15 protein-coding genes are annotated in these 16,718 nt (G+C 61.3%); 9 read left to right on the forward strand and 6 right to left on the reverse strand.

The window, feature by feature from the left end:
- Window positions 1-8 precede the first annotated feature (8 nt).
- The gene (locus tag RG540_RS01125) at window positions 9-1,448 is read right to left on the reverse strand and encodes a glutamine synthetase family protein (protein WP_038583746.1); all 1,440 of its coding nucleotides are present in this window, start codon (window positions 1,446-1,448) and stop codon (window positions 9-11) included.
- A 126-nt stretch (window positions 1,449-1,574) separates the two neighbouring features.
- On the opposite strand from RG540_RS01125, the gene RG540_RS01130 reads away from it, so the two are divergent.
- The 4 genes from RG540_RS01130 (at window position 1,575) to RG540_RS01140 (ending at window position 6,186) form a co-directional block, all read left to right on the forward strand.
- On the forward strand, window positions 1,575-2,756 hold the full coding sequence (locus tag RG540_RS01130) for a BaiN/RdsA family NAD(P)/FAD-dependent oxidoreductase (RefSeq protein ID WP_038583749.1): 1,182 nt from the start codon (window positions 1,575-1,577) through the stop codon (window positions 2,754-2,756).
- A gap of 141 nt (window positions 2,757-2,897) precedes the next feature.
- Window positions 2,898-3,035: a hypothetical protein gene (locus tag RG540_RS32790; protein ID WP_167551666.1), complete on the forward strand. Its 138-nt coding sequence runs from the start codon at window positions 2,898-2,900 to the stop codon at window positions 3,033-3,035.
- A gap of 171 nt (window positions 3,036-3,206) precedes the next feature.
- Window positions 3,207-5,042 carry a methyl-accepting chemotaxis protein gene (locus RG540_RS01135; protein WP_038583752.1) on the forward strand — a complete coding sequence of 612 codons (1,836 nt, stop codon included), beginning with the start codon at window positions 3,207-3,209 and terminating at the stop codon, window positions 5,040-5,042.
- Window positions 5,043-5,322: 280 nt separating this feature from the next.
- A complete protein-coding gene (locus RG540_RS01140) occupies window positions 5,323-6,186 on the forward strand; it encodes a LysR family transcriptional regulator (RefSeq protein ID WP_038583754.1) in 864 nt (287 codons plus the stop codon).
- On the opposite strand, the gene RG540_RS01145 is transcribed toward RG540_RS01140, so the two are convergent.
- The 3 genes from RG540_RS01145 to aceA form a co-directional block, all read right to left on the reverse strand.
- Window positions 6,183-6,818, reverse strand: a complete 636-nt coding sequence (locus RG540_RS01145; protein ID WP_038583757.1) for a hypothetical protein — start codon at window positions 6,816-6,818, stop codon at window positions 6,183-6,185. The two genes, RG540_RS01140 and RG540_RS01145, sit on opposite strands and share 4 nt — an antisense overlap.
- Before the next feature lie 202 nt (window positions 6,819-7,020).
- A complete protein-coding gene (locus RG540_RS01150; RefSeq protein ID WP_038583760.1) occupies window positions 7,021-7,260 on the reverse strand; it encodes an SMc00767 family acetate metabolism repressor in 240 nt (79 codons plus the stop codon).
- Window positions 7,261-7,292: 32 nt separating this feature from the next.
- Window positions 7,293-8,582: an isocitrate lyase gene (gene aceA, locus RG540_RS01155; RefSeq protein ID WP_038583763.1), complete on the reverse strand. Its 1,290-nt coding sequence runs from the start codon at window positions 8,580-8,582 to the stop codon at window positions 7,293-7,295.
- 209 nt (window positions 8,583-8,791) lie between these two features.
- On the opposite strand from aceA, the gene RG540_RS01160 reads away from it, so the two are divergent.
- The 5 genes from RG540_RS01160 (at window position 8,792) to RG540_RS01180 (ending at window position 14,416) form a co-directional block, all read left to right on the forward strand.
- On the forward strand, window positions 8,792-10,210 hold the full coding sequence (locus RG540_RS01160; protein WP_038583766.1) for a helix-turn-helix domain-containing protein: 1,419 nt from the start codon (window positions 8,792-8,794) through the stop codon (window positions 10,208-10,210).
- 123 nt (window positions 10,211-10,333) lie between these two features.
- Window positions 10,334-11,431 (forward strand): polyamine ABC transporter substrate-binding protein, encoded by a 1,098-nt coding sequence (locus RG540_RS01165; RefSeq protein ID WP_038583768.1) that lies wholly within the window; start codon window positions 10,334-10,336, stop codon window positions 11,429-11,431.
- Between the two features lie 74 nt (window positions 11,432-11,505).
- Window positions 11,506-12,663, forward strand: coding sequence for an ABC transporter ATP-binding protein (locus RG540_RS01170; protein WP_038583770.1), 1,158 nt, complete (start codon window positions 11,506-11,508; stop codon window positions 12,661-12,663).
- A gap of 15 nt (window positions 12,664-12,678) precedes the next feature.
- Window positions 12,679-13,596 carry an ABC transporter permease subunit gene (locus RG540_RS01175; RefSeq protein WP_038583772.1) on the forward strand — a complete coding sequence of 306 codons (918 nt, stop codon included), beginning with the start codon at window positions 12,679-12,681 and terminating at the stop codon, window positions 13,594-13,596.
- A 1-nt stretch (window position 13,597) separates the two neighbouring features.
- Window positions 13,598-14,416 carry an ABC transporter permease gene (locus RG540_RS01180; protein ID WP_038539880.1) on the forward strand — a complete coding sequence of 273 codons (819 nt, stop codon included), beginning with the start codon at window positions 13,598-13,600 and terminating at the stop codon, window positions 14,414-14,416.
- A 3-nt stretch (window positions 14,417-14,419) separates the two neighbouring features.
- Here the strand turns inward: RG540_RS01180 and RG540_RS01185 are convergent, their stop codons facing one another.
- Together RG540_RS01185 and RG540_RS01190 are read right to left on the reverse strand one after the other, a co-directional pair.
- Window positions 14,420-14,665 carry a hypothetical protein gene (locus RG540_RS01185; RefSeq protein WP_244446602.1) on the reverse strand — a complete coding sequence of 82 codons (246 nt, stop codon included), beginning with the start codon at window positions 14,663-14,665 and terminating at the stop codon, window positions 14,420-14,422.
- Window positions 14,666-14,693: 28 nt separating this feature from the next.
- A complete protein-coding gene (locus RG540_RS01190) occupies window positions 14,694-16,592 on the reverse strand; it encodes an AsmA family protein (protein WP_038583774.1) in 1,899 nt (632 codons plus the stop codon).
- Between the last annotated feature and the right edge of the window lie 126 nt (window positions 16,593-16,718).

Raw genomic sequence — 16,718 nt, forward strand, 5'->3', positions numbered from 1 at the left:
AGCAGCCCTCACACGTTGAGAAGCAGGAATTCCCGCTCCCAGGGGCTGATAACCTGCATGAAAGTCTCGAATTCGCCGCGCTTAACGCCGGCATAGAGGCCGATGAATTCCGAGCTGAAGACGCCGGCAAGCGCCGGATCGGATTCGAGCAGCGACACGGCTTCGAGCAGGCCGCGCGGCAGTTCGATCGACCCCTCGTTGGCTGTATCCTCTGTCGGCGGTCCCGGCTCGATCGCGTTCATGATGCCGAGCAGGCCGCAGCCGAGCGAGGCCGCGAGCGCCAGATAGGGATTGGCGTCCGAGCTCGGCAGGCGGTTTTCGACGCGGCGGGCATTCGCATCCGAGACCGGCACGCGGAAGGCGGTGGTCCGGTTGTCGTAACCCCAGGCATTGTTGACCGGCGCCGACATATCGGGCGTCAGGCGGCGGTAGGAGTTCACATAGGGCGCCATCATCGCCAGCGTCTTCGGCACATAGGTCTGCATGCCGCCGATGAAGTGGAAAAATTCCTTGGAAGCCGAGCCGTCCGGGTTCGAGAAGACGTTCTTGCCGGTCTTGATGTCGACCACCGACTGGTGGATGTGCATTGCCGAACCCGCCTGGCCCTGCATCGGCTTCGCCATGAACGTGGCGTAGATGCCGTGTTTCATGGCCGCCTCGCGGATGGTGCGCTTGAACATGAACACCTGGTCGGCGAGTTCGATCGGATCGCCATGGCGCAGGTTGATTTCGAGCTGCGCCGGGCCTTCCTCGTGGATCAGCGTATCGATCTCGAGGCCCTGCTTTTCCGAGAAATGGTAGATGTCGTCGATCAGCTCGTCGAATTCGTTGATGCCGGCGATCGAATAACCCTGGCCGCCGAGGATGGAACGGCCAGACCGGCCTTTCGGCGGGTGCAGCGGATAGTCCGGGTCATCGTTCTTGGCGACGAGATAAAATTCGATTTCCGGCGCCACGACCGGCTTCCAGCCACGCTCCTCATAGAGTTTGAGGATGTTCTTCAGCACGTTGCGCGGCGTATAGGGAACCGCCTTGCCTTCGGTATCGACGATGTCGCAAATCACCTGTGCGGTCGGGTCGGTTTCCCAGGGCACGACCGAAAGCGTCGAAAGATCCGGCACCAGCTTCAAATCGCTGTCGCGCGGCTCGTAGCGGAACGTGCCGGTCTCCTCGGGGTATTCGCCGGAAATGGTGTGCCGGTAGAGGGCGGACGGCAGTGCCAGCGAGGTATTCGATGTGAACTTCGAAGAGGGCATCATCTTGCCGCGCGGCACGCCGGCGAGATCGGGCGTGATGCACTCGATATCCTCTATCCCTCGAGCCCGAAGCCACGCGGCGGCCTCCCGCCAGTCCGCGACACCTCTGAGCGAAGTGAGCGTCGGCTGGGCAGTCGCGGCTTTCGCCACGGTGCCGGTTGCGAGGGCGGGAGCGTTTTTTTTGCGCGGCATGACACATCGGGGTGAGGTTGATCGGATGTTCCATCATAACCACGGATTGGCGAATGGCGAGGGGGAGACGCCATTGACTTTGAGTTGCCGATCGAAAACAGCAGATATTGAAACAAGGAGCATGCGGTGACGCGGAAATTCGATGTCGTGGTTCTGGGCGCCGGCGGGGCGGGCATGATGTGCGCCATTCGCGCAGGCGGGCGCGGCCGTTCGGTGCTCGTGCTCGATCACGCCAAGTCGCCGGGCGAGAAGATCCGCATTTCCGGCGGCGGACGCTGCAACTTCACCAATATCCATGCAAGCGCGAAAAACTATCTCTCAGCCAACCCGCATTTCGCCAAATCGGCGCTGGCGCGTTACACGCCGCGCGATTTTCTGGACATGGTCGAACGCCACGGCATCGCCTGGCACGAAAAGACGCTTGGCCAACTCTTCTGCGACGACAGCGCCAAAGACATTATTCGCATGCTGTTGTCCGAGATGAAGGCGGCGAACGTCGTGCTCGAACTGCAGAAGCAGGTCACGTCGATCGAAAAGGCGCCAGAGGGTTTCCGCATCGGCACGTCCGATGGACCGGTGGAGGCGGCATCCCTGGTGGTTGCGACCGGCGGCAAGTCGATCCCGAAGATGGGCGCCACCGGTTTTGCCTACGATATCGCCCGGCAGTTCGAGCTGAAGATCGTCGAGACGCGGCCGGCGCTCGTGCCGCTGACGCTCGATCCGAACCTGCTCGAAAAGCTCTCGCCACTTTCCGGCATCGCGGTGCCGGCCGAGGTCCGCCACGGCAGGACGGCGTTTCGCGAGGCACTGCTCTTCACCCACCGGGGCTTGAGTGGCCCGTCGATCCTGCAGATCTCGTCCTATTGGCGGGAAGGGGATGACGTGACGCTGGTCATCGAGCCCGACCTCGATATCGCAGCGATGCTCAAGACAGCCCGAAAGGCCAACGGTCGCCAGGCCGCGCAGACGGTGCTGGCGGAGGTGCTGCCGAAACGGCTGGCGCAATTCTTCGTCGAGGCGCGCGGCCTGACAGCCCATCTCGCCGATCTTCCCGACAAGGCGATCGAGGGTCTGGCGGCTTCCATCCAGACCTGGGCCATCCGGCCCGCCGGCTCCGAAGGTTACCGGACGGCCGAGGTGACGCTCGGCGGCATCGATACGTCCGAACTGGACTCGAAGACAATGCAGGCAAAGGCAGTATCCGGCCTTTATTTCATCGGCGAATGCGTGGATGTGACCGGCTGGCTCGGCGGCTACAATTTCCAATGGGCCTGGGCTTCGGGCCATGTTTGTGGGGACGCATTGTAGTATAGGTTGATTCAGCAGTTGTTAATGTGAGCGCCCCATCCTGCCTTAATGCCAGCCAATTCCTGTGGTTTAAGGCGGGCATGCGCTTCCTGCCGGTGGCGGCTGGAGCGCCAGAGCAACTTGCCTTGGAGTGCCGTTTCCATGCAGAGACCCAGCCGTGCCCGTGCAATCGCAATCGCTTTGATCCAGGACGAGGCAAAGCTGAGGCGGCTCAGGCTGCTGGCCATCGCGATCGGCGCCACTGCAGCGCTGCTGTCGCTTCCCGCGCTATTCTACTGAGCCATCTGCTATTTGATGACCGCACGTGGACGCACCTGAACGGGCTTTCGCGGGCGATGCTCAATGTTCTGGCACCCCACGATTCTCGCCAATAACTTGTATATTCTAATTCAGTAATTTTTTACGTGTAGAGAGAATAGTGGACCAACTACCCTGTGGAGAAATTGGTCCATGTCGAAAGTACTGCCGTCGTCCGTGGTATCGCGGATAGTTCTTCTATGTCTGTTCCTGATTTTCGTAGCTGTTTCGGCGGTTGGCGGGCTCAACTATGTCTTCCTGCGGGGCGACATCATGGACAGCGCGAAGAACGATGCCCGCGAGGCGATACGGGTAATGGGGCTGCTTTACGACCTCGAACTGCAAGGCGCCAAGACGGATATCCGGGATGGGATCGTCGTGCGTGTGGCCCAGGGCGAAGGCGCCCTCAAGGGTTACGAGCTGGTCGATCGAACCGCGAGCGCGATCGGCGGCGTCGCCACGGTCTTCGAAAAGAGAGGCAGCGAATACGTCCGCATCTCGACCAACCTGAAAACAGAGAAGGGCGAGCGCGCCGTCGGCACCAAACTCGCAGCCGATCATCCGGCGCAACCCTTCCTCGCCCGCGGCGAGGCCTACTTCGGTCCGGCGGTGCTGTTCGGCAAGGATTTCATGACGGGGTATTTCCCGATCACCAACGCCTCCAACACGATGACCGGCCTGCTGTTCATCGGTATTCCGATGGAGTTCTATTTCGCCCATATCGTCAGCTCGAGTTATGTCGTCATCAGCAGTTCGCTGATCGCGATGATTGCCGTCGGGCTTGTAAGCCTGTTCGGGCTGCGCGTGTTGCTCAACCCGCTCGGCGTGCTGACGGGCACTGTGCGCAGTCTCTCCGAAGGGGATGACGCTACTGAAATCCCCTATGCCGAACGCCGCGACGAATTCGGCAATATCGCCCGCGCCCTGGAAGTCTTCCGGGATGCCGGTCACGAGAAACGGCTGATGGAGAGCCGCAGCGCCGAGGATCGAGCCGAAGCGGAGGCCGAGCGCCGCCGCAACGACGCCGAAAAGCAGCGCGTCGACCGCCAGATCGACACGGCCGTCAGCGAGTTGGGTGGGGCCCTGGCCCGCCTGGCTCAGGGCGATCTGTCGAGCACCATTGAGACGCAGTTCTCGGGTCGGTTGGAACAGCTCCGCAGCGACTTCAACGGCTCCATCGTCCGGCTGCGCGATACGCTTTCTCACATCCGACAAAGCACGCTCTCCATCCAGAAAAGCAGTGCCGACCTCAGCCATTCCTCGACCGAGCTTTCACGCAGGACGGAAACTCAGGCAGCCTCGCTCGAAGAGACGGCGGCTTCCGTCGACGAGATCACCGCGACGGTCCGTTCATCGGCCGAGCGCGCCCACGAGGCCAACCGGGCCGTGGCGCTCACCAAGAAGAGTGCCGACAGTTCCGGCAGCGTGGTGAGCAGTGCGGTCGCCGCGATGGAACGTATCGAGGAAGCTTCGGGCAAGATCGAGCTGATCATCGAGGTGATCGACGACATCGCTTTCCAGACCAACCTCCTGGCACTCAACGCCGGCATCGAGGCGGCCCGGGCCGGTGATGCCGGCAAGGGTTTTGCGGTCGTAGCGCAGGAAGTTCGCGAACTGGCGCAACGTTCCGCCAGTGCCGCCAAGGAGATCAAGGACCTTATCACCCAGTCGAGCCGGGAAGTCGGCGCCGGCGCCGGCCTCGTGCAGCAGGCGGGTGAAGTGCTGGCGGCGATCAGCCAGCAGATCACCGGCGTCAGCCAGCATGTGGAAATGATTGCCACTGCCAGCCAGGATCAGTCGGCCGCTCTGCAAAACATCAACAATTCCGTCAACCGCATGGACCAGATGACCCAGCAGAACGGCGCGATGGTCGGCGAAACCACGGAAGCGAGCCGACGCCTTGCAAGCGAAGCGGATGCCCTGCTTGAACTGGTAGAGCAGTTCCGCATCGATGCGAACAGTCGCTCCCGTTATCCTCGCGCTGCGTAATATTTGCGGATGTCAAAGTAGGGGTGATGCCGCCTTTACGTCTGCCCCTGAGCCGCAGCAGGTCAGCGAACCAGCTCGGATAGGGCTGGGCGTAACGTTCATAGAAATCGTTTTCCGCGGCTATATCGCGACGGATGGACTTTGTTCCGAAGGGATAGGAAAAGGCGGCTGCGACGATGTTCTCATACATCGGAATTCCTCCGTTTGTGGAAATCGTCTCCTTTACTAAACCCAAAAAACTGCTTCTTGTATCGCCTAATCCCCGCTATGCTTTTCACCCATGAAAAACGTCAACTGGGATGCCTACGAGCTTTTCATGCAGGTCGCCCGCCTCGGCGGACTGTCCGGGGCCTCGGGCGTCACCGGTCTCAGCCCTGCGACGGTCGGTCGGCGGATGCTCGATCTCGAAGAGGCGATCGGGCGTCCGTTGTTTTTACGCAGCCGTACCGGCTATCAGCTGACCGCCGATGGGTCTGCGTTGTTTGCCCAGATTCTGGAGATGGAAGGCGCTGCCCGCCGTATCGAAAGCTGGAAACGGGAAGGCGCCGGTTCGACGCTGGTACGGGTTGCCTGCGGCACCTGGCTCGCCTGGATGTTCACCCGTAATCTGTCGCTCATCCGCACCGAACGGGACGATTTCCGCCTCGATTTCTATATTGCCGAGCGACGAGCGAGCCTTGCGCATCGGGAAAGCGACGTCGGCATCCGCGCGTTCGAGCCGGACGAGCCAAACCTTGCGGCGACCAGGCTCGGCGAGGTCGCCTATGCAGCCTATCGTGCCCGCAACGCCCATCCCTCGGCTGCCGAACGCTGGCTTGCGGTCTCGGAGGAGGACGCGATTTCCGCCTATCTGCGCTGGCCGCATCAGGAACGGGGAGGTCAGGTGGTCGTCACGGTCAACCGCCCGCGTTCTCTGCGCGATCTGGCACTTGGCGGCGCCGGAACCGCAGTCCTGCCCTGTTTCGTCGGCGATCAGGACATGCGGCTGGAGCGTGTCGGCGGAGAGATCGAAAGCCTGCGCCACTCCCAGTGGATCGTCATGAACAACGACGATCGCCACCGCCGGGATATCCGAGCGGTGGTCGATCGGATGGTGAAGTTCGCCCGGGCTCACAGCCTACTGTTTGCCGGCCGGCAACCTTAGTACACGAGGTACGTGAACTCTGTGCCGTTCTGCTGAATGCTGGCATACTTACCGGTTTTCGTGTCACGCATCATGCCATCCGTATCGATGGTAATGTGGTCTGCGATGAATTTATCTTTCCCCTTGGTGTCGAACGTGACTCTTTCGCCCCCCACCCTGCCATCTGCGTAATACATAATCGTCTTGGTCAAGGTCGAGGTCACTCCCATGTCGGACATGTCATAAGACTGGAGTGTGCCGTCGTCTAACGCTTTCAAATAAGCCTGCGCGCGCGCTGCGTTCGGTCCGCTTCCCTTGGCCTCTTCCTGTTCGTGCATGACTGTTTTTAAGGCCATCTCCTCGTCCGAAGAGAAAGCACCTTGTCCAGTTGCCGTCTCTGTGTATTCACCATTTGCCCCATATTCCCGCACCGCGTTCTTCATCTGGAACAGCGTGGATTTTTTGTCCTGTTCCGATGCGAGCGCAATGATCGTGCCGATCGCATTACCCGTCCTCATCACGTCATCGGTATACCCGGTGGCGTCTCGCAGCAGCTTCACCGCGCTCGATGTCGGACCGGTAGCTGTAATGTGGCCGGTGCCAAAAAGAAGTGAAACGGAACTGGTGGAAATGGAGTTGATGCCGGAGACCATGATTGCTTCCTGGGATTAACGGATTTTCAAAATTCCCAGCATCCTATGGACGGAAAGCTCATGCGGCTGGAAAAGCATCATGCCTGATCATTCACTACCGTGTATTCCGTAAGATCCTGTTAAATTCTACCCAAGGTTTAGATGGAATATGATTAGATATCGGAAACACGAATGATTGATCAGGCTATGAGGCGTCTTCCGATCACTGCACCCGGTTGGTGACGATGACGGGGATCATCAGGTCGCCCCAGTGACCGTCTCCGCCGTGGTGGCGGGCGGAGCGGACGAGCTCCACCGAAACCCCGGCCTCGACCGCCTTCATGATTGCATGGTTGAGGCGGTGCAGATCGTTGGCAAGCGTGCGGATCGCTGCCTGCTGGTCGGGGGTCATCGCCGTCGACTGCTCTTCTGCGCGTTCCTTGACGTGGGTCTGGATGTTCATGTCGGTTCTCCTCCTTGTGATGGGGTTCAGACTTATTCCGCAGCCGGCCGGAACTGGTCGTGCTCGGTGGATTCCTTCATTGCGGTGGTGGACGAAAGCCCGCCGGTGATGGCGACGGAGACAGCGTCGAAATAGCCGGTGCCGACCTCGCGCTGGTGTTTTGTGGCGGTATAGCCGTTGATCTCGGCGGCGAATTCCGCTTCCTGCAGCTCCGAATAGGCCGCCATCTGCCGGTCCTTGTAGCCGCGGGCGAGTTCGAACATGCCGAAGTTCAGCTGGTGGAAACCGGCGAGTGTGATGAACTGGAACTTGTAGCCCATCGCACCCAGTTCCCGCTGGAACTTGGCGATCGTCGCGTCGTCGAGGTTCTTTTTCCAGTTGAACGACGGCGAGCAGTTATAGGCGAGCATCTTGCCGGGATGCGCCTTGTGAACCCCCTCCGCAAACCGGCGCGCCTGTTCGAGATCCGGCTTCGAGGTCTCGCACCAGATGAGGTCGCAATAGGGCGCATAGGCGACGGCGCGGGCGATGCAGGGTTCGAGCCCGCTCTTGACCTGGTAGAAGCCCTCCACCGTCCGGCCGGCATCGTAGTCGACGAAGGGCTGGTCGCGCTCGTCGATATCCGAGGTGAGCAGCTTGGCCGCTTCCGCATCGGTGCGGGCGATGACCAGCGTCGGCGTGCCCATGACGTCGGCGGCAAGCCGCGCGGCTGTCAGGTTGCGGATATGGGCGGCGGTCGGGATCAGGACCTTGCCACCGAGGTGGCCGCACTTCTTTTCCGATGCGAGCTGGTCCTCGTAGTGGACGCCCGCTGCGCCCGCCTCGATGAATGCCTTCATGATCTCGAAGGCGTTGAGCGGCCCGCCGAAACCGGCCTCTGCATCGGCAACGATCGGCGCGAACCAGGTCTCGACCGAAAGGCCCTTGCCTTCGGCGGTCTCGATCTGGTCGGCACGCTGCAGCGTGCGGTTGATGCGCCGCGCCAGTTCCGGCGCGGCATTGGCCGGATAGAGCGACTGGTCCGGATACATGGCGGATGCGGTATTGGCATCCGCGGCGACCTGCCAGCCGGAGAGGTAGATTGCCTTCAGCCCGGCGCGAACCTGCTGCATGGCCTGGTTGCCGGTCATCGCGCCCAGCGCGTTGACGAAGTCTTCGCGGCGCAGCAGTGACCACAGCCGGTTGGCGCCCATCTCGGCAAGCGAATAACGGATCTCCGCCGAACCGCGCAACCGCTTCACGTCCTCGGCGGAATAAGGGCGTTCGATACCTTCGAACCGGCCCTTCTGCGCGCCTGGAACCAGTGTGTAAAAATCTGTCATTGCTTTCCTCCTATGTAAAATCGATGAGCCACGGTATGGCGCTTTTGATGTGACTGAATTTACAGAAAGGAATGCTGCACTGCCAGATAAGATGCAGAATTGCGGGTATGAAAGGGGTTATGTTGTCTTGTCTTTCACAAAGGGTTCTGTGAAGATGTCATAATTGTAAATACGGCGAGCCGGCCGATTTTGTAAAAGCGGTGACAAAAATGGCGGAGCGAAAGATTTTTGCCGGCCCACGGGTACGGCGGGTGCGATTGGGGCTCGGTCTTACCCAGACTGCCATGGCCGAAGCGCTCGGCATTTCGCCCTCCTATCTCAACCTCATCGAGCGCAACCAGCGACCGCTCACGGTCCAGCTTCTCTTGAAGCTTGCCTCGGTCTACAAGGTCGATCTCGATGCGCTACAGGGGGAAGGTGGCGGTCTTGCGGGGCGGCTGCGCGAGGTGTTCGCCGATCCGCTGCTGGCGGGCGAGATCCCGGGGGATCAGGAAATCATCGAGGTGGCGGAGGCCGCTCCCAACGCGGCGCTGGGGCTGATGAAGCTCTATCGCGCCTATCGTGAGCAGGCGGCCAGGCTTTCCGATCTTTCCGATCTGCTGGCCCGCGAGGGTCACGAGACCTCGATTGCCGGCACGCGCCTGCCGATCGACGAGGTGCGCGAGACGCTGCAGCGCCGCCCTAACTTTTTCGCGCGTATCGAGGATGCGGCCGAAACCTTCGTGGCCAGGCTCGGGCCCGGCGACGAACTGCCTGGCGCCTTGAAGGCCTGGGCGAAGAACGAGCACGGCATCGTGGTGCGTACGCTGCCGGTTCATGCCATGCCGAACCTGCGCCGGCGCTACGACCGCCATTCCATGCGGCTGTTTCTGTCAGAACGGCTCTCGCCCTTCGACCGGACGCGCGAGCTTGCCATGGAAGTGGCGCTGCTTGCATTGGGCCAGGAGATCGCCGCCGAACTCGAGGACCTAAACCTCTCCACCAACGAGGCGCGTCGCATCGGCCGCTTCGAACTCGCCCGTTATGCAGCCCATGCGCTGATGATGCCTTATGGGGCTTTTCTCACGGCGGCCCAGCGCGCCCGATACGACCTCGACGTGTTACGCTCCCGTTTCGACGTGTCGTTCGAGCAGGCCGCCAACCGGCTGACATCGCTTGCCCGGACCGGCACGCCGGGCATTCCGTTTTTCCTGATGGAGGTCGATCACGCCGGCAACGCCATCCGCCGCGCCGGTGCGCAAGGGTTCCCGCAAGCACGTTTCGGCGGGCTCTGTCCGAAGCTCGGCCTTCATGCCGCCTTCCTTCAGCCGGGGCAGGTTCTCGTCGATCGGGTCGAGATGCCGGATGGCGCCGCATTCCTGACGCTGTCGCGCACGCTCGAAGGTCCGCAATCGGGATTCGGCGAGCGTATCCGCCGTACGGCAATTCTTCTCGGCTGCGATCTGTCGAGCGGCGGCGACACCGTCTATGGCGAGGCACTGCCGGGGGCCGTCGGAACGGTGCTTGCCGGCACCGCCTGCCGGCTCTGCGAAAGGCAGGGTTGCCTCTCCCGCGCCGAGCCTCCGGTCACGAGACCGCTCGGTCTAGACGAAATGGTGACCGGTCTCAGTGCCTTCGATTTCCAATGAGTTTTGCGGCGGCGCACATTCCCCCTTGTGGGGTGTAAAATTACTTTTTACTCTCGCCGAAAAATATAAGGGAATTAGGCGCGATTTGACGATTGCGCAGACAAAACTGGAACAGGAGAGACCATGAAAAGTCATTTGCTCAGCCTTGCCGCCGCAGTTGCCGCGGCGGCTTTCGCCGCGACGGCTGCTCTGGCCCAGGAGCGTGAAGTCCGCGTCTACAACTGGTCGGACTATATCGATGAATCGATCCTGGGGGATTTCACCAAGGAGACCGGCATCAAGGTCATCTACGACGTGTTCGACAACAACGAGATGCTGGAGACCAAGCTTCTGGCAGGCGGCTCCGGTTACGATGTCGTCGTGCCGACCGGCCCGTTCCTGGCCCGCCAGATCCAGGCCAAGGTGTTCCAGAAGCTCGACAAGTCGAAACTGCCCAATCTTTCCAACATGTGGCCGGTGGTTACCGAGCGGCTGGCGAAATACGATCCCGGCAATCTGTATGCCGTCAACTACATGTGGGGCACCACCGGCATCGGCTATAACGTCGACAAGGTGAAGGCAGCACTCGGCGACGTGCCGATCGACAGCTGGAATGTTCTCTTTAAGCCGGAAAATGCCGCAAAACTGAAGTCCTGCGGCATCAACATCCTCGATGCATCCGACGAGACTTTTGCGATCGCGCTGAACTATCTCGGCAAGAACCCCGACAGCAAGGACACCAAGGACCTCGAAGCCGGCGGCGCCGTCTACTCGAAAATTCGCAAGTCGGTGAAGACCTTCAATTCGTCGGCCTATATCGATGAACTCGCCAATGGCGACAGCTGCATCACGATCGGCTGGTCGGGCGACGTGTTGCAGGCCAAGACCCGCGCCGAGGAAGCCAAGAACAGCGTCAAGATCCAGTTCGTCATTCCCAAGGAAGGCACGTATATGTGGTTCGACAACCTCGCGATCCCCGCGGACGCGAAGCATGTCGACGAGGCGCATGCCTTCATCAACTACCTGATGAAGCCGGAAATCATCGCCAAGGCTTCCAACTTCGTTCAATACGCCAACGGCAACCTGGCTTCGCAGAAGTTCATCGACAAGGAAGTCTTGGAAAATCCCTCCGCCTATCCACCGGAAGACGTCGTCAAGAAGCTCTTCACCATTTCGCCATACGGGCCGCGCGAGCAGCGGGTCCTGAACCGGGTCTGGACGCAGATCAAGACCGGTAGCTGATCAAGGGCGGGGCAGGCGGAAACGTCTGCCCCGAATACTTTCGGGCGGCCATCGGGGCGAAATGGGGTAAGGGCATGGCGAAATCTCTTGGGCCGGTTAAACGCAAATTTTCTCCCTGGGCTGATCCTTCAGCGGTTCCGTTCATCCGTTTCGAAAACATCACCAAGCGGTTCGGCACCTTCACCGCCGTCGATAACCTGACGCTCGATATCTACGAGCGGGAGTTCTTCTCGCTGCTCGGGCCGTCCGGTTGCGGCAAGACGACGCTGATGCGCATGCTCGCCGGCTTCGAGGAGCCGACCGAAGGCCGCATTCTGCTGCAGGGCAAGGATATTTCCGGCGTGCCACCCTATCGCCGGCCGACCAACATGATGTTCCAGTCCTACGCGCTCTTCCCGCATATGACGGTGGAAAAGAATGTCGCCTTCGGCCTGGAGCAGGACAATCTGCCAAAGGGCGAGATCGCCGACCGTGTCGAGGAGATGCTGAAGCTCGTCAAGCTGGAGCAATTCGCCAAACGCAAGCCGAACCAGCTTTCCGGCGGTCAGCGCCAGCGCGTCGCGCTCGCCCGGTCTCTCGCCAAGCGCCCCAAGGTGCTGCTGCTCGACGAACCGCTCGGTGCGCTCGACAAGAAGCTGCGCGAGGAGACGCAGTTCGAGCTGATGGACCTGCAGACCAAGCTCGGCCTCACCTTCCTGATCGTCACCCACGACCAGGAAGAGGCGATGACCGTGTCAGACCGTATCGCGGTCATGGACAAGGGCCTGATCATGCAGGTGGCGACGCCGGCCGAGATCTACGAAGCGCCGAACAGCCGCTATGTTGCGGATTTCATCGGCGACATCAATATCCTCGAAGGCACGGTCACCTCGACCGACAGCGCACTCGGCATGCCCGGCTCGGTCAGGATTGACTGCGACGGCATCGCAGTCTCCGTCGAGCAGGAATGCCAGGCGGTGAAGGGCGACAAGGTCGCCTTCGCGGTGCGGCCGGAAAAGGTGCGTATCTCGCCCGATCAGCCGGCCGATATCTCGGCCAATGCGGTTTACGGTGAAGTCTGGGACATCGGTTATCTCGGCGACTTCTCGGTTTTCCTCGTCAGGCTCGCGGATGGCCGGGTGGTGCGTGCGGCGCAGGCCAACGTCTCCCGCCTCGTCGACCGGCCGATCACATTCGGCGACATGGTGTGGCTCACCTGGCCGCTCGATGCCGGCCTCGTGTTGACGCGTTGAGCGGGGGACAAGGAGATGGCAAGCGTTTCTGAAACCCAACCCGCCAACAAACCCAATCCCGCCCGCTGGCTGGTGGTCGCGGTTCCCTATGTCTGGCTGCTGCTGTTCTTCGCAGCGCCGTTCCTGATCATCTTCAAGATCTCGTTGTCGGAGACGGCGATCGCCATGCCGCCCTATACGCCGCTCTTTCAAGGCTTCGGCGCATTCGGCGACTTCGTCTCGGAACTCGACTTCGACAACTACCTGTTCCTGACCGGCGACCCTCTTTACATCGAAGCCTACCTGTCTTCGCTGCGCATCGCGGTGATCTCCACCTTCCTGCTGCTGCTGATCGGTTATCCCATGGCGCTCGCCATGGCCCGCGCGCCGACAATGCTGCGGCCGACACTGGTCATGCTGGTCATCCTGCCGTTCTGGACGTCGTTCCTGATCCGCGTCTATGCCTGGATCGGCATCCTGAAGCCCGACGGACTGCTGACGCTCCTGTTCCGGTCGGTCGGCCTGCTCGGCGTCGATGATCAGGTGCAGATCTTGCGCACCGATTATGCGGTCTTCATCGGCATCGTCTATTCCTACCTGCCCTTCATGGTTCTGCCGCTCTATTCGGCACTGGAGAAGATGGACAATACGCTCTTGGAGGCCGCAAGCGATCTCGGCTGCCCGCCCTGGAAGGCGTTCTGGAAGATCACCTTCCCGCTGTCGCTGCCGGGCGTCATCGCCGGTTCGATGATCTGCTTCATTCCGATCACCGGCGAGTTCGTCATTCCGGATCTGCTCGGCGGTGCCGATACGCTGATGATCGGAAAGACGCTGTGGACGGAGTTCTTCGGCAATCGCGACTGGCCTCTGGCCTCGGCCGTGGCGGTCATCCTGCTGATCATGCTGGTCGTGCCGATCATGATTTTCCAGAACCAGCAGAAGAAGGTGGCTTGAGATGAAATCCTCGCGCTTCGATGCCACCGTCCTCACCCTCGGTTTCGCATTCCTCTACATCCCGATCATCATCCTGGTGGTCTATTCCTTCAATGCCTCCAAGCTCGTCACAGTATGGGGCGGGTTTTCGCTGCAATGGTATCGCACCATGTGGTCGAACCAAGGCCTGATGGATGCCGCCTGGGTGACCGCCCGCGTTGGCGTCATCAGCGCCACGATCGGCACGGTGCTGGGCACGCTTGCGGCGCTTGCCCTGGTGCGGTTCACGCGCTTTCACGGCCGGATGCTGTTTTCCGGGATGATCTATGCGCCGCTCGTCATGCCGGAAGTGATTACCGGCCTGTCGCTGCTGTTGCTGTTCGTCGCCGTCGGTATCGATCGCGGTTTCTGGACGGTCGTTATCGCGCATACGACCTTCACCATGTGCTACGTGGCGATTGTCGTGCAGTCGCGGCTACTGACCTTCGACCTCAGCCTCGAGGAGGCGGCGCTCGATCTCGGCTGCCCACCGGTCAAGACTTTCTTCAAGATCACCCTGCCGCTGATCTTCCCCGCCGTCATCGCCGGCTGGATGCTGGCTTTCACCCTGTCGCTGGACGACCTCGTCATCGCGAGCTTCACGACGGGGCCGGGTGCCACGACGCTGCCGATCAAGATCTACAGCCAGGTGCGCCTGGGCGTCACACCGGAGATCAATGCGATCTGCACCATCCTGATCGGGCTGGTGACGATCGGCGTCATCATCGCCTCGATCAGCACCAAGCAGACGGAAATGCGCCGCATCCGAGACGAGCATGTCGCCGCTCGCGGCACGACCTGACGATCATTCGCCCCGCGGCGGCAGGAAGATATAGATGAGCAGCCACGCCGGCAGCACGATGACGGCGCCGAGCACGATGCGTGGCACCGACCAGATATAGGCATTTTCGAGCCCAACCCTGATATCGTCCGGCGTCAGATGCAGGAGCGCCAGTAGCGCCGGCATGGTGATGCCGAAGAAGCTGAGCACTGCGCCCATGATGAGGCAGGCGAGCAGCGCCTTGCATAGATTGATCAGGAATCTTGACACCAGATAACCCCCATCCGGTTGATTCGGTTCATTGTAGGGGCTTCGCCGGAGTTTGCGAAACAGGCCAGATGACGGGGTTCGGCCAGGAGCCGCCGATGAAGACCATCAGCGGTGCCGCCTTGGTGTCCTGCGCAATCGGCTCGATGGTTGCGGAGAGCGCCAGGCTGCTGTTGATATAGGGAACAACGCCGGAAAGCGTCAGGTTCTCGGAGGGGCCGGTGATCTTTCCTTCGCGGATATCCGCCGAGCCGTCCGCGAGGTTGGCAGAGATGTCGATATGGTCAAATTCAAGGCTGCCGCTGCCGGCATCGCTCAAGGGAAAATAGGGTTTTTGAGCTGCAAGCTGCCGGACACCGGCAAGGTTGACGCCGGAAAGCGAGCCGCGGTCCGTCCGAAAGCGTAGGGTGCCTTTCGCATTGCGCCAGGCTTCCGGTTCCAGCGGCCGATCGACGTCAAGCGCCAGATCCAGCGACCCGCGCGCCGCCGGAAGCGGGCCGGCGAGGCCAAGTTCCTTGACGATATTGCCGAAATCCGCGTCCTGGATGGCAAGGCGCAGCGCCACGGCTCCGGCCGTACCGCCCTTCACCGTAGCGATGCGGCCGGTCAGTCGGCCGGTCTCGAAATCGCTGTCGGCGATGTCGATGCGCGATTGCTCGCCGACGTTCATGATGCTTACGGCGGCTTCCGAAAGCTGGAAAGGCCCGAGCGTCGCCTGCTGGGCGGAAAGCCTCAGGTCGAGTTCCAGGCCTGCGAGATGGCTATTGCCCCGACTGGTATCACCCATGGCGCGCGGCGCGATGGCGGCAAGCGCTGCGGAAAGGTCCATCCGGTCGAAGGCGAGCGTACCGGTGAGCCTCGCCGGCCGGTCAGTCGGCAGCACGAGATCGAGTATGCCGGTCGCCTTGGCGTCGTTCAGGCCGAGGGACAGGTTGTCCAAACGCAGGATGTCTTCGTTGGTGACGAGCCGGGTATTCAACGAAAAGCTCTTCAGGCGTTCGACACCGGCAAAGTTCAGCCCGGCCCAGCGCATCGCCGTCGAAAGGTCGGGAACCGTCAGTTCGGCATCGCCGGAAAGAAACGCATGCGCCGCCAGATTGGCGACGCCGCGGAATTGGCCATGAAAGAGAGCGGACGCCATCGTGCCCGAGATATTGCCGCTTTTGCCTGAGAGCAGCAGCAGCGGCTGCGTCGAACTCATATCCAGCGTCAGCGCCTGGCCGTTGAGATAGGCATCTGCCTTCAGTTCCAGGCCCCGGGACAGCCAGGGCCAGTCGAGCGTGCCGTTGATCGACTGGAACCGCGTGATCCGGCCGCTGGCGACGTCGGAGATTTCGAATATCCCGTTGCTGATGCGGACATCGCCCATCCGCGCATCTTCACCCGTCGCGAGTGCCTGACTGCTGCCGTCCGGCCGCGCATCGCGCACGGCGCGGCTGAGCCGCCCGTCATTCGCCCAGTCGAGCCTGCCGTCGGCCTCCCTGAGGACATAGATTTCCGGATTCGTGAGCCGAAAATCCTTGAACTCCGGCCGTCCGAGCAGAGCCTGCAGAAGATCGAAAGAAGCCGAAAGCCGCGAGACCCGGCCGAGCACCCGCTCGCCACCCTCCGCCTGCTTGCGGATGGTGATCTCCCTGAGCGTGATCCTGGGCTCCGGCCAGAAGCGGATATCCGGCGTCCCCTCAATTGTCACATCGTGGCCGGTCCATTCGGCGACCGCCCGCTCCATGCTTTCGCGCACCACGGTCGATGAAATCAGGAACGGCGCGATGAGCTGGAAAAGCGAGAACAGGAAGAGCGCGACGATGGCGCCGATCAGAACACGGCGTGACCGCCGGCCCAGCGGGCGGCTCAGGTTCTTCCGCAGATGTCCGAACGGGTTGGTGAGCATGATCACACGCGCATTATAGGAAATGCTGGGTTCGCGCAAATCCGCGAAACGTCCCTGGCGGTCTCCTTTATAATGCGGTGCAACATGCTATAAAAGCCGATACGCTCGGCCTCGCAGGATTTGGCGTGGACGGAGATGGAGGCAGACCCCAGGTTCCGATGTCGG

This window comes from Neorhizobium galegae bv. orientalis str. HAMBI 540 (assembly GCF_000731315.1).
GTDB classification, from domain to species: Bacteria; Pseudomonadota; Alphaproteobacteria; order Rhizobiales; family Rhizobiaceae; genus Neorhizobium; species Neorhizobium galegae.